The sequence below is a fragment of the Micromonospora sp. ATLC20 genome (genome assembly GCF_057196585.1).
This window is the reverse complement of the sequence record NZ_JBXUOV010000167.1, coordinates 1-13,004: the sequence shown is the minus strand read 5'-3', so window position 1 is coordinate 13,004 and position 13,004 is coordinate 1. Positions and strand designations below refer to the sequence as shown.

Genomic DNA, 13,004 nt, shown 5'->3' with positions numbered 1-13,004 from the left:
GCCCCGGCGCCCGCGCCGGCCGCCACGCCGCGACTGCACCTCGACGAGCTGCGCGTCGCCGGCCGCCGCCCGCTGCGGGAATGGTTCGGGCTGCCCGAGACGCTCACCGTACGCGTCGCGCTGCGCAACCCCGGCCCGGCCGACGTGGTCGACCCGCCGTTCACGCTGCTGTTCGGCCGGCCCGGACGGGCGCACACCATCGTCGCCGCCCCGCCCCTGGGCACCATCGGCGCCGGGCAGGTCCGGACGTACGAGATCCCGGTGCCGGTGGACGTCGCCGTGCTCGGGGCGCACGAACTCCACGGCCGCGTCGACCTGCCGGAACGGCCGGTGGCCTTCGTGGTCGAGACCAGCCGCCACCCCTGGGGACTGCTCGGTGCGGCGGTCCTGGTGGTGGCGCCGGTCGTGCTCCGGCCGCGCCCGCCGCGCCGCCGGGGCAGGCACCGCCCCGGCTAGCCGACGGCGGTGGGGGAGGGCGGCGCGCTGCCGCCCTGCGGCGCCTCGGCGGTCATCAGCCGGACGATCTCCGCCCGGTCGGCGGCCGACGGCATCCCCCACTCCGGCCGGTAGCCGAACGCCCGGTCCAGCGGGATCGACGAGGTCCGGCCGTCGAGGATCTCCACCGCGTCGGTACCGATCAGCCCGGGATGCTCGACGCCGCACGCCTCGGCCACCTTGACCAGGTCGCGGCGCAGCGTACGGATGTAGTTCGCGGCCCGCACCGACTTGCGCGCCGGGTCCAGACCCCGGGCCAGCCACGCGTTCTGCGTGGCGACGCCGGTCGGGCAGGTGTCGGTGTGGCACTTCTGCGCCTGGATGCAACCGATCGCCAGCATCGCCTCCCGCCCGACGTTGACCATGTCGGCGCCGAGCGCGAACGCCACCACCGCGTTGTCCGGCAGACCGAGCTTGCCGGCGCCGACGAACACCACGCTCTCGTGCAGGTCGCGTTCGGCGAACGTCCGGTAGACCCGGGAGAAGCCCTGCTGGAACGGCAGCGAGACCGAGTCGCTGAAGATCAGTGGCGCGGCGCCGGTGCCGCCCTCGCCGCCGTCGACGGTCACGAAGTCCACGCCGCGCCCGGTGTCGCGCATCAGCGTGGCCAGTTCCTCCCAGAACCCCAGGTCGCCGACGGCGGACTTGATGCCGACCGGCAGGCCGGTCTCGGCGGCGAGCAGCTCCACCCAGTCCAGCAGGCTGTCGCAGTCGGAGAACTCGGCGTGCCGGGACGGGCTGACGCAGTCCTGACCGGCCGGGACGCCCCGGGTGGCGGCGATCTCGGCGGAGACCTTCGCCGCCGGCAGCAGGCCGCCGAGGCTCGGCTTGGCACCCTGGCTGAGCTTGATCTCCAGCGCGCGTACCGGCGCCGACGCCACCAGGTCCCTGAGCCGTTCCAGGCTGAACCGGCCCTGCTCGTCGCGGCAGCCGAAGTACGCGGTGCCGAGCTGGAAGACCAGCTCACCGCCGTTGCGGTGGTACGGCGACAGCCCGCCCTCGCCGGTGTTCTGCAGGCAGCCGGCCAGCGCGGCGCCCCGGTTGAGCGCCTCCACCGCGTTGCCGGACAGCGAACCGAAGCTCATCCCGGAGATGTTCACCACCGACTCCGGCCGGAACGCGTGTGCCCGGCCGCGCGCCGCGCCGAGCACCTTGGCGCACGGCAGCGTGACGTCGTGCCCGGCGGTCGGCGTCGACGGTGGCACCGCCCGGCCGAACGTGCGGTGCTTGATGATCGGATAGCCGGACGTGTGCTCGATGTCGTTGTCGGTGCCGAACCCGAAGTAGTTGTTCTCCTGCTTGGCCGAGGCGTACACCCAGCGCCGCTGGTCGCGGGTGAAGGGCCGCTCCTCGTCGTTGCCGGCCACGATGTACTGCCGCAGCTCCGGGCCGATCGACTCGATCAGGTACCGGGCCCGGCCCAGCACCGGGAAGTTGCGGCGCAGCGCGTGGTCGCGTTGCAGCAGGTCCCGCGCCGCCAGCGCGGCGACGGCGGCGACGGCTGCGGGTACGGCTCTCTTCGCCCAGCTCATCCCGCCACTCTTTCCGCCCCGGCACCCGGCCAAACTCCCGGTGGAACCCGGGCGGCGCGAGCGGTGTCATGGAAGCAGACCGACGGAGGCTGCCCTGGACGACGACGACCTCGTCACCCGCGTACGCGCCGGCGACCGGGAGGCGTACGACGCCCTGGTCGCCCGGCACACCGCGTCCGCGTACCGGACGGCGGTGCTGCTCGGCGCCGGTCCGGACGCCGAGGACGTGGTCCAGGAGGCGTTCGTCAAGGCGTACCGGAAACTGTCCCGCTACCGGGCCGAGGCGTCGTTCCGGTCCTGGCTGCTCGCGATCGTCGCCAACGAGACCCGGAACCTGCACCGGACGCGGACCCGGCGGGACGGGCTGACGCTGCGCGCGGCGACGGCGGACCCGGTCGCGGCGGTCACCGCCGAGGACGGGCTCGACGCGGTGCTGGCGGCCGAGCGCCGGGCCGAGCTGGTCGGGGCGCTGCGCCGGCTGCCCGCCCGCGACCGCGAGGTGATCGTCTGCCGCTACCTGCTCGACCTCGGCGAGGACGAGACGGTGACTGTGCTGGGGGTGGCCCGGGGCACCGTGAAGTCGCGGACCCACCGGGCGCTGGCGAAGCTGCGGGCCCTGCTGGACCGGGAGGTGGCACACCGTGGATGAACTGGAACGGGAGCTGCGTGAGCTGACGGGCTGGCTGGAGCCGGCGCGGACACCGGACCTCACCGCGCGGGTCCGGGCCCGGCTCGACGCGCCCGCGCCGCGCCGCCGCCGACGGTACGTGCTGGCCGCCGCGCTCGCCGCCCTGCTCGTGGCGGTGCTGCCGCCGGGGCGGGCCGCGCTCGCCGACGCGGTGACCGGGCTGTTGCGGTTCTCCGGGGTGGTCGTGGACACCGCGCCCGCCCCGCCGCCGACGGGTACGCCGTCGCCGCTGCCCGCGCAGCACGAGGTCGCGCTCGCCGAGGCACAGCGGCAGGTGCGCTTCCCGATCCGGGTGCCGGCCCGGCTCGGCGAGCCGGACCGGGTGCTCGTCGCCGATCCGGACGGCACCGGCGCGCACCGGGTCGCCAGCCTGCTCTACTGGGGCGGGACGGTCCGGCTGGACGCCTTCGACGGCTCGCTCGACATCGTGTTCCACAAGCGGTCCCTCGGGGCGGACGTGACGCTCACCCACGTCGGCGGCGAGTTCGCGATCTGGGTCGGCGGCCCGCACGCGCTGGCGTACGTGGACCGCTCGGGCACGGAACGGGTCGCCACCGCGCGGTTGTCCGCCGCCACGCTCATCTGGGAGCGGGCCGGGGTGAGCTACCGGCTGGAGGGCGACCTGACGCGCGAGCAGGCGCTCGACATCGCGTCCTCGCTTGAGTGAGTGCGGCGGGAACCTCGGGGCGCCGGGCGGTGTCCTGTCGACGAGAGTCGTCGACGGGGGAGGCCGGATGTCCGTTCCGAGAAGAGTCCTGCTGGTGCCGGTCCTGCTGCTGGCCGGGTGCACCGGCCCGGCCGCGCAGCCGGCCGGCGGGCCGGCCACGGGCACCGTGCCCGCCACCGGACCGTCCACGCCGGCGGCCTGCGCCGAGCGGGTGGAGACCGGCCGGCTGCCGGACTGGGCGGACGCCGGGTTCACCGGCGACACCCGGATCCGGCACGTCTTCGGCACCGGGGGCGACATCGTGGCGATCCTGTTCGCGTACCCGCTGGTGCACGCGCGCGGCGACGGCGCGAACAACAAGATCCTCTGGGTGGCGCGCCCCGAGCCCGGCCGGTCCGAGCCGGCGCCGCGGACCCCGCTGGTGATCACCGCGACGCGGGACGGGACGGACACCCCTGTCGTCCGGGAGGTGGCGGGCGGACCCGGGCCGTCCATCGTCGACCTGCCGGCCGCCGGCTGCTGGCGGCTACGGCTGGACTGGTCCGGCCGCACCGACACGATGGATCTGGTCTACCGGCCGTCGTCCCGCTGACCGGCATGGCCGCTGCCGGTCCGGGTAACGCCTCGTCATGGCGAAGTACACCGAGCCGGAACTGCGCGAACGCCTCAAGGCCGAGATCCGCGCCTCCGACAAGGGCGGACGGCCCGGGCAGTGGTCGGCCCGCAAGTCGCAGCTGCTGACGAACGAGTACAAGAAGGCCGGCGGGGGATTCGAGGGCCCGAAGGACGCACGGCAGCGCTCGCTGCAACGCTGGGGCGGCGAGAAGTGGCAGACCCGCAGCGGTGACACGCGTGCCCGCAACGGCGGCGAAACGCGCCGTTACCTGCCTAAACAGGCGTGGGAGGAGCTGTCGGAGACCGAACGGCGGGCCACCGACACCCGCAAGCGCCGCGCGTCGCGTTCCGGCCGCCAGTACGTGCCGAACACCGGCCCGGCGAAGCGGGCCCGCCGGGACGCCACCGCCGCCGAGCAGATCAACGAGCTGCCGGTGACCGAGGCGGTCAAGCTGGTCCGCGACCTCGACACCCGCCAGCTCGACGCGGCGCTGCGCCGGGAACGCGGCGGCAAGGCCCGCAAGACGCTCATCGGACGGCTGGAGTCGGAACTGGGCCGGCGCCGGGCGGCGTGAGCGTGATCCCGTGGCGCACCGCGACGGAGGGGCCGGCCCGCAGGCCGGCCCCTCCGCGCGACCGTCAGCGGCGCGGGTGCTGCGGGATGCGCGGCAGCACGTAGGGCGGACCGGAGAACATCAGGTCGGCCTTCAGTTCGTGGTACGCCAGCTTCGGCTGGTAGTTCTCGTCGTAGACGGTGGCCAGGCCCTCCGGCGGGTCGGAGAACGCGCCGGGCACCCAGGAGTGCTTGTCGGTGAAGCCCCAGAGCGTGAACGACAGGCAGTGCCGCTCGGCCAGGCAGGCCTGCATCAGCACGCTGAAGTTCGCCGCGGACGCCTGCAGGCGCGGGTTGATCTCCGCGGAGTCGCCGGCCTCCACCCCCTCGGTGATCTGGCTGCGTACGTCCACCTCGGTCAACGCCGTGGCCAGCCCGAGCCCGGCGAACTTGCGCAGGGCCGCGGCCACCTGGAGCGTGCTGAAGTTGCCGTACTGGGTGCCCAGGTGGCCCTGTGCGCCCACGCCGTCGATCGGCACGCCCTTGGCCCGCAGGTCACGGGCCATGTTGTAGACGAACTGCGTCTTGTCGTCGGCCGGGTTGCCGGAGCCGAACGCCTCGATGTTGTAGTCGTTGTAGAACAGCAGCGCCTTCGGGTCGGCGGCGCGCGCCCAGCGGAACGCGTCGGCGATGTAGCCGGGCCCGAGGTTCTGCGCCCAGAACCCCTTGTAGTGCAGGGTGGACGGGGTGTCCCAGGGGTCGCTGACCGCCTCGTTCACCACGTCCCACTGCCAGATCTTGCCCTTGAAGTGGGTGACCACAGCGGTGATGTGGTTGCGCAGGATCTGGCGCAGCTCGGCCTTGCTGATCGATCCGTCCGCGACTCCGCTGGTCAGCCACGCGGGCAACTGGTTGTGCCAGACCAGCACGTGGCCCCGGACCCGCTGGTTGTTCTTGCGGGCGAAGTCGATCAGCTCGTCGGCCGGGCCCCAGTTGTAGGTGCCGCGGGTGGGTTCGAGGCTCTCCCACTTCATCACGTTCTCGGCGGTGACGGTGGAGAACTCGGACGCGGCCAGCTCGCGGTACCGCGGCTCGGAGGCGTCGTTGAGGGCGGCCATGTCCACCGCGGTGCCCACGTAGAGGCCGTGACGCTTGGCCAGCTCACGCAGGCTCTGCGCGGCCGGCTCGTACGGGCGTCCGGCCGTCGCGGGGACGACGTTGAGGGCGGTGGCGGTCGCGACGGCGACGGCGCCGGCGGCGAGCCATCGTCTCAGCTTCATGGTCGTTCCTTTCGGGAGGGTGCGCGCGGCCCGGGGGCCGGCGGTGGCGGTGCCGGAGACGCCGCGCCGTGGAACGGTTCGGCGGGCGCCAGGGTGGACTGACGATGCGGCTTCCGAAACTTCCGATCAACCTTCCGGAAGTAGCCCGAAACATTACGGACGCCGATAGCCGTCCGTCAATCACCTGGGCGGGGAGGGTGAGCCGGCGCGTCAGCGCAGCGGGTGGCAGGAGGCCCGGACGACCAGCTCGGTGGGGAGCTGGATGTGGGTGTCCCGCTCGACGCCGGCGATGAGGTCGATCAGCAGGCGCAGCGACTCGGCGCCCATGCGTTGCAGCGGCTGCCGGATCGTGGTGAGGGGCGGGTCGACGAGCGCCGACTCGGGGATGTTGTCGAAGCCGATGACCGACAGGTCCTCCGGTACGCGCAGGCCGAGGCCGCGGGCCACGTCCACCGTGGAGATGGCCGAGAGGTCGTTGCCGGCGAAGATCGCGGTCGGCCGGTCGGCGAGCGCGAGCAGTTCGGCGGCCGTGCTGGCGGCGGTCTCGGTGCGGAAACCGCCCACCCGCACGAGCCGTTCGTCCACCGGCACGCCCGCGTCGGCCATCGCCTTGCGGAACCCGGCCTCGCGCAGGCGGGCCGACTCCAGGTCGGGCCGGCCGCTGATGTGCGCGATCCGCCGGTGCCCGAGCGACAGCAGGTGGTCGGTGGCCAGTACCGCGCCGGCGAAGTTGTCGGAGTCGACGGTGGGCAGGCCGGACGGGCCGGTGTGCGGGTCGACGGCCACCACGTGGAAGCCGTGCTTGGTCTCGACCACCGTCGGCGTCACGATCACCGCGCCGTCGATGAGCGTGCCGGACAGTCGCGCCAGGGAGCGCCGCTCCCACCCTATGGCCGCGCCCTCGCCGTCGCCGCTGGAGTAGGCGAGCAGCTGGTAGCCGCTACCGGCGACCTCGCGGGACGCGCCCTTGAGCAGTTCGGTGGAGAACGGCTCGAACTCGGCGACCAGGATGCCCAGTACGTTCGTGCGGTGGCTGCGCAGGCTCTGCGCGCCCAGGCTGGCCTCGTACCCGAGCTCGTGGATCACCTGCTGGACGCGCTCGACGGTGGCCTGCGCGACGCCGTACCGGCCATTGACAACCTTCGATACAGTTGCCACCGAGACGCCGGCCGTACGTGCCACGTCCGACATCTTGACGCGCTCCTGGAACACCACGCCGACGATGATAGAGGGCTCTTCCAGGGGGATCGAAGACGATGTCGAAAACGTTATCGATACCGATTGACTTCACGTTACGGCCCTGTAAAACTCCCCGGCAGGTAACCCGACTGAGTGGTCGAGGAGACATCTGTGGTGATGAAGCGCCGTGCTGGTGCCGTCCTGGCACTGTTTGTGACAAGCGCTCTGCTGGCCTCCGCGTGCAGTGGTGGTGGCGAGGAGGAGAAGGCCGCCGAGAGCGAGCTGTACAAGAACCCGGTGACGTTGACCTGGTGGCACAACGCGTCGCAGGACGGGCCTGGCAAGACGTACTGGGAGAAGGTCGCCAAGGACTTCTCTGCGGCCCACCCGACCGTCAAGATCGAGATCGAGGCGATCGAGACGAACCAGCTCCAGCGCACCCGGCTCCCCGCCGCGCTGCTGAGCAACGACCCGCCGGACATCTTCCAGGCGTGGGGTGGCGGCGAGATGCGCGAGCAGGTCGAGGCCGACTACCTCAAGGACATCACCGACCAGGTGAAGGGCGAGGTGGCCGACGTCGGCAGCCCCGCCGAGATCTGGCAGGTGGACGGCAAGCAGTACGGCCTGCCGTTCCGGATGGGCATCGAGGGCGTCTGGTACAACAAGGACATGTTCGCGAAGGCGGGCATCTCGGCGCCGCCGACCACCTTCGAGGAGCTCAACGCCGCCGTCACCAAGCTCAAGGCCATCAACGTCGTTCCGATCGCCCTGGGCGCCGGCGACAAGTGGCCCGCGGCGCACTGGTGGTACAACTTCGCGTTGCGCGCCTGCTCGGTCGACACGCTGAAGAAGGCCTCCAAGGACCGCACCTTCGACGACCCGTGCTTCGTCAAGGCCGGCCAGGACCTGAAGACCTTCATCGACACCAAGCCGTTCCAGAACAACTTCATCGCCACGCCGGGCCAGAACGACCCGACCAGCGCCAACGGTTTGCTCGCCAACGGCAAGGCCGCGATGGAGCTGATGGGCGAGTGGAACCGCGGGACCTTGGACACCGTCGCCACCGACAAGGCGGCCCTGGGCAAGTTCCTCGGCTGGTTCCCGGTGCCGGCGATCTCCGGCTCGGCCGGTGACCCGAAGGCGGCTCTCGGCGGCGGCGACGGCTTCGCCTGCTCCAAGAACGCCCCGGCCGAGTGCGTCGAGTTCCTCAAGTACATCGTCAGCCCCGAGGTGCAGAAGGGCTACGCCGCCACCGGCACCGGCCTGCCGGCCGTCAAGAGTGCTGCCGACGGCGTGACCGACCCGGCGCTGAAGTCCATCCTGGAGTCGACCGCGTCCGCCACCTACATCCAGCTCTGGCTGGACACCGCCTTCGGCAGCACCGTCGGCACCGCGATGAACGACGCGATCGTCGCGATCTTCGCCGGCAACGGGACACCTGAGAAGGTCGTCTCGGCCATGAAGGCGGCCGCAAGCAAGTGACGTCCGCATCGCAGACCCGTACGCCCGCCGTCGGCGCGCAAGCGCCGCCGGCGGGCCTCCGGCCCGGCGCACGGGCCGCCTCCCGCCGCGCCGAGACCCGTCGCAAGTGGTACGAGATCATCGGTCTGACCACGCCCGCGGTCGTCATCTACGTGATGTTCGTGCTGGTGCCGATGGGCTTCGCGTTCTACTACAGCCTGTTCCGCTGGCGCGGCGTCGGCCCGCCCACCGAGTACGTCGGCTTCCGCAACTACACGCTCGCCTTCCAGGACCCGATCTTCCTGGACGCGCTGCGCAACAACGCGATCATCGTGTTCGGGTCGCTGCTGATCCAGGGCCCGGTCGCGCTGGGCATCGCTCTCCTGCTCAACCGCCGCTTCCGCGGGCGCTCGGCGTTCCGCCTGCTGGTGTTCGTGCCGTACGTGCTGGCCGAGGTCACCGTCGGCATCATGTGGAAGCTGATCCTGACCGAGAACGGCACGCTCGACGCGCTGCTGCAGTCGATCGGGCTCGGTGGCCTGGTGCAGGCGTGGCTGGCCGACCTGGACGTGGTGATCTGGACGCTGCTGTTCGTCCTCACCTGGAAGTACGTCGGCTTCGCCATCATCCTGCTGCTCGCCGGCCTGTCGAACGTGCCGCAGGAGCTGAACGAGGCCGCCGAGATCGACGGCGCGAGCTGGTGGCAGATCCAGCGCCACGTCACGCTGCCGCTGCTCGGCCCCACCATCCGGATCTGGATGTTCCTGTCGATGATCGGCTCGCTGCAGGTCTTCGACATGATCTGGGTGACCTCGGTGCCGGCGGTACGGTCGCTCGGCGCCTCGGCCACCATGGCGACGTACATGGTGGACAACGGCTTCTTCGCCCGGCTCTGGGGCTACGGCAACGCGGTCGCCGTGATCCTGTTCGCCATCTCGTTCGTCGCGGCGCTGCTGTTCCAGCGTTTCCTGCTCCGCCGGGACATCGAGGGTGCCATCACCCGGAAGGGGAAGTGACAGTGGCCGTGAACTCCGTATCCGCCCCCTCGGCCGGGCGCCGGCCGGTGCAGTGGAGCTCGCCGCTGACGTACGCGATCGCGCTCGCGGTCGCGGCCGTGTCGATCGCACCCGTCGTGTACGTCGTCGTCGGCGGTTTCCGGACCACGCCGCAGATCGTGAACGACCCGGCCGGCCTGCCGGACCCGTGGGTCTGGGACAACTACTACCGGGTGCTGACCCAGAGCGACTTCTGGAAGCAGGCGTTCAACAGCGCCGTGGTCGCCCTCGGCACCACGCTCGGCGTGGTGGTGCTCGGCATGGCCGCCGCGTTCGTGCTCGCCCGCTACACGTTCCGCGGCCGCGAAGGGCTCTACACCTTCTTCACCCTCGGCCTGCTGTTCCCGGCCGGCGCGGCGATCCTGCCGCTGTACCTCATGCTGCGCGACCTGAACCTGATCAACTCCTACTACGCGGTGATCCTTCCGCAGGTGGCCTTCTCGTTGCCGCTGACGATCGTCATCCTGCGGCCGTTCCTGTCGGCCATTCCGCGGGAGCTGGAGGACGCGGCCGCCATCGACGGCGCCGGCCGGCTCGGCTTCCTCTGGCGGATCGTGCTGCCGCTGTCGCGGCCCGCGGTCGTCACCGTCGGCATCCTCGCGTTCGTGGCGAGCTGGAACGCGTTCCTCCTGCCGCTGCTCGTCCTCGGGGACGTCAACCTGCACACCCTGCCGCTGGGCGTGCAGAACTTCTCCAGCCAGTACACCACCGACACCGCGGGAGTCCTCGCCTTCACGTCGCTGGCGATGTTGCCGGCGCTGCTGTTCTTCACCCTGGCGGAGAAGCAGATCGTGGGCGGTCTCCAGGGCGCGGTCAAGGGCTGAGCGGCGGCGGCACCAGCACAACCAGTGGAAAGGCACACCATGACAGAGGTCCACGCGGTGGTGGACGGGCCGGTACCGGCTCAGGCAGGTTCGGACCACGACCGGCCGGACGGACACGACGCCGAGACGCGCGTACGGGAACTGCTCGCTCGGATGACGATCGAGGAGAAGGTCGCGCAGCTCGTCGGGTTCTGGGAGAAGGAGGACGGTGAGGCGGTCGCGCCCCTGCAGGGCGAGTTCGCCGACAGCGGCCGGCTCGAGGACTTCTCCCGGCACGGGCTGGGTCACCTGACCCGCGCCTACGGCACCCGCCCGGTCGACGCCGCCGCCCGCGCCGCCTGGCTGTGGAAGTTCCAGCGGGACCTGGTGACGGGCACCCGGCTGGGCATCCCGGCCATCGTGCACGAGGAGTGCCTGACCGGCCTGTCGGCGTGGAAGGCGGCGACCTTCCCGACGCCGCTGGCCTGGGGTGCCGCGTTCGACCCGGAGCTGGTCACCGAGATGGCGGCGGCGATCGGGGCCTCGATGCGCGCGCTCGGCATCCACCAGGGACTGTCCCCGGTGCTGGACGTGATCCGGGATCCCCGCTGGGGCCGGGTCGACGAGTGCATCGCCGAGGACCCGTACCTCGTCGGCACCATCGGCACCTCGTACGTGCGGGGACTCCAGTCGCAGGGCGTGCTCGCGACGCTGAAGCACTTCGCCGGCTACTCCGGCTCGCGGGCCGGGCGCAACTTCGGCCCGGTGCACGCCGGTCCCCGGGAACTCGCCGACGTGCTGCTGCCGCCGTTCGAGATGGCGATCCGCGACGGCGACGCGCGCAGCGTCATGCACTCGTACGCCGAGATCGACGGCGTGCCGGTCGCCGCCGATCCGACCATGCTCACCGATCTGCTGCGGGAGCGGTGGGGCTTCGACGGGACGGTGGTGGCCGACTACTACGGCGTCGCCTTCCTCAACCTGCTGCACCACGTCGCGGCCGACAACGCGGACGCGGCGGTGCAGGCGCTGGGCGCGGGCCTCGACATCGAGCTGCCCACCGGCGACGCCTTCCTGACCCTGACCGAGTCGGTGCGGGCCGGCCGGGTCGACGAGGCGCTGGTCGACCGGGCGGTGCTGCGCGTCCTGCGCCAGAAGCAGGAACTCGGGCTGCTCGACGCCACGTTCGACGACGAGCCGCCGGGCGCGATCGAACTCGACTCGCCGGAGCACCGGTCGATCGCGCGCCGGCTCGCCGAGGAGTCGGTGGTCCTGGTCGCCAACGAGGGCGTGCTGCCGCTGCCGGCGGGCCGCCGGGTGGCGGTCGTCGGGCCGAACGCCGACCGGCAGGGCGCGCTGTTCGGCTGCTACTCGTTCCTGAACCACGTGCTGGCCCACCACCCGGGCGTGGAGACCGGATTCGAGGTGCCGACCGTCCTGGAGGCGGTGCGCGCCGAGTTCGGCGCCGACTCGGTCACCTTCGCGGCCGGCTGCGAGGTGGACTCGGCGGACCGGTCCGGGTTCGACGAGGCGGTCGCCGCCGCGTCCGCCGCCGATGTGGCGGTCCTCGTGGTCGGCGACCACGCCAGCCTGTTCGGCCGCGGCACCGTCGGCGAGGGCTGCGACCGGGACGACCTGGAGCTGCCCGGCGTGCAGCGTCAGCTCGTCGAGGCGGTGCTGGACACCGGCACCCCGGTCGTCCTGGTGCTGCTCACCGGCCGCCCGTACGCGCTCGGCTGGGCGCTGTCCCGGTGCGCGGCGGTGGTGCAGACGTTCTTCCCGGGTGAGGAGGGCGCCGGGGCGATCGCGGGCGTGCTCTCCGGGCGGGTCAACCCGTCCGGCCGGCTGCCGGTCACCCTGCCCGGCTCGGCCGGCGCGCAGCCGTACTCGTACCTGCACCCCGAGCTGGGGGAGGGCATGAACGGCACGAACCTGCCGGCGACGCCGGTGGCGCCGTTCGGGCACGGGTTGTCCTACACCACGTTCGCGTACACCGACCTGACCGTGCCGGCCGAGGTGCCGACCGACAGGCCGCTGAAGGTGTCGGTGCGGGTGACGAACACCGGCCCGGTCGCCGGTGACGACGTGGTGCAGCTCTACGGCCGCGACCTGGTCGCCTCGGTGACCCGGCCGGTGGCGCAGCTGCTCGGCTACCGGCGGGTGCGCCTGGAGCCGGGCGCCTCGGTGACCGTCGAGCTGACCGTGCCGAACACGCGGCTGGCCTTCACCGACCGCACGCTCACGCGCGTGGTGGAGCCCGGAGAGGTCGACGTCTGGGTGGGCACGAGCGCCCGGCGCGACGTCCAGGCGCGGACGACGCTGACCGGCGACACCGTCGCGATCACCGCGGAGTCGCCCCGCTGGACGACCACCGACCTTCGCTGAGCCGGGTCCGCCGGTCGTCCACGGGGCGGCCGGCGGACCCTTTCATCTCATATTGGCGTTATGTCGTTTTTGGCTCAGTAGGCTCCAGGATGTCATCCAGCCCCGGCTGGATCCCGGTCGCCGGCACCCACAGGGATGCGTGAGTCACGATGATGGACGCGGACACCATGGTCCTGCCCCGGCTCGGGGACGCCGCGGTCGAGGACCCGTGGGGCGAGGACCGGCCTCGCCGGGCCACCGCCCGCGCCGCGACCGCCGCGAGGCGCTGGCGGATCGCGGCGTGGCTGCTGC

Annotated in this window: 11 protein-coding genes and 1 pseudogene; 9 read left to right on the top strand and 3 right to left on the bottom strand. The window is 72.1% G+C overall.

What is annotated here, in order from left to right; genetic code table 11:
* Nucleotides 1-456, top strand: a pseudogene (locus tag AC2CHG_RS25370) (hypothetical protein); the annotation flags it as partial.
* On the opposite strand, the gene AC2CHG_RS25365 reads toward AC2CHG_RS25370, so the two are convergent.
* Nucleotides 453-2,027 carry an FMN-binding glutamate synthase family protein gene (locus tag AC2CHG_RS25365; RefSeq protein WP_484525731.1) on the bottom strand — a complete coding sequence of 525 codons (1,575 nt, stop codon included), beginning with the start codon at nt 2,025-2,027 and terminating at the stop codon, nt 453-455. The pseudogene AC2CHG_RS25370 and the gene AC2CHG_RS25365 sit on opposite strands and share 4 nt — an antisense overlap.
* Nucleotides 2,028-2,067: 40 nt before the next feature.
* Between AC2CHG_RS25365 and AC2CHG_RS25360 the strand changes: the two genes are divergently transcribed.
* The 4 genes from AC2CHG_RS25360 to AC2CHG_RS25345 all read left to right on the top strand — a co-directional run bounded on the left by AC2CHG_RS25360 (nt 2,068) and on the right by AC2CHG_RS25345 (nt 4,572).
* Complete coding sequence (locus AC2CHG_RS25360) at nt 2,068-2,676, top strand: RNA polymerase sigma factor (protein ID WP_484525730.1); 609 nt, start codon at nt 2,068-2,070, stop codon at nt 2,674-2,676.
* Nucleotides 2,669-3,382, top strand: a complete 714-nt coding sequence (locus tag AC2CHG_RS25355) for a hypothetical protein (protein ID WP_484525729.1) — start codon at nt 2,669-2,671, stop codon at nt 3,380-3,382. Before AC2CHG_RS25360 ends, AC2CHG_RS25355 begins: the two co-directional genes overlap by 8 nt.
* A 67-nt stretch (nt 3,383-3,449) precedes the next feature.
* A complete protein-coding gene (locus tag AC2CHG_RS25350) occupies nt 3,450-3,974 on the top strand; it encodes a hypothetical protein (RefSeq protein ID WP_262011876.1) in 525 nt (174 codons plus the stop codon).
* Between the two features lie 37 nt (nt 3,975-4,011).
* Nucleotides 4,012-4,572, top strand: a complete 561-nt coding sequence (locus AC2CHG_RS25345) for a DUF5872 domain-containing protein (protein WP_355508068.1) — start codon at nt 4,012-4,014, stop codon at nt 4,570-4,572.
* Nucleotides 4,573-4,636: 64 nt separating this feature from the next.
* Here AC2CHG_RS25345 and AC2CHG_RS25340 read toward each other — a convergent pair whose 3' ends face one another.
* On the bottom strand, nt 4,637-5,830 hold the full coding sequence (locus tag AC2CHG_RS25340; protein ID WP_484525728.1) for an endo-1,4-beta-xylanase: 1,194 nt from the start codon (nt 5,828-5,830) through the stop codon (nt 4,637-4,639).
* A gap of 210 nt (nt 5,831-6,040) precedes the next feature.
* A complete protein-coding gene (locus AC2CHG_RS25335) occupies nt 6,041-7,045 on the bottom strand; it encodes a LacI family DNA-binding transcriptional regulator (RefSeq protein ID WP_262011873.1) in 1,005 nt (334 codons plus the stop codon).
* 177 nt (nt 7,046-7,222) lie between these two features.
* On the opposite strand from AC2CHG_RS25335, the gene AC2CHG_RS25330 reads away from it, so the two are divergent.
* From AC2CHG_RS25330 to AC2CHG_RS25315, 4 genes are read left to right on the top strand one after another with little or no spacing between them, the layout of a single operon-like run.
* Nucleotides 7,223-8,491: an extracellular solute-binding protein gene (locus AC2CHG_RS25330; RefSeq protein WP_484525727.1), complete on the top strand. Its 1,269-nt coding sequence runs from the start codon at nt 7,223-7,225 to the stop codon at nt 8,489-8,491.
* Nucleotides 8,488-9,486 (top strand): carbohydrate ABC transporter permease, encoded by a 999-nt coding sequence (locus tag AC2CHG_RS25325; protein WP_262011871.1) that lies wholly within the window; start codon nt 8,488-8,490, stop codon nt 9,484-9,486. Before AC2CHG_RS25330 ends, AC2CHG_RS25325 begins: the two co-directional genes overlap by 4 nt.
* A complete protein-coding gene (locus AC2CHG_RS25320) occupies nt 9,483-10,349 on the top strand; it encodes a carbohydrate ABC transporter permease (protein WP_262011870.1) in 867 nt (288 codons plus the stop codon). The genes AC2CHG_RS25325 and AC2CHG_RS25320 overlap by 4 nt, the downstream gene beginning before the upstream one ends.
* Nucleotides 10,350-10,388: 39 nt before the next feature.
* Complete coding sequence (locus tag AC2CHG_RS25315; protein WP_484525726.1) at nt 10,389-12,713, top strand: beta-xylosidase/alpha-l-arabinosidase; 2,325 nt, start codon at nt 10,389-10,391, stop codon at nt 12,711-12,713.
* Nucleotides 12,714-13,004: the final 291 nt, after the last annotated feature.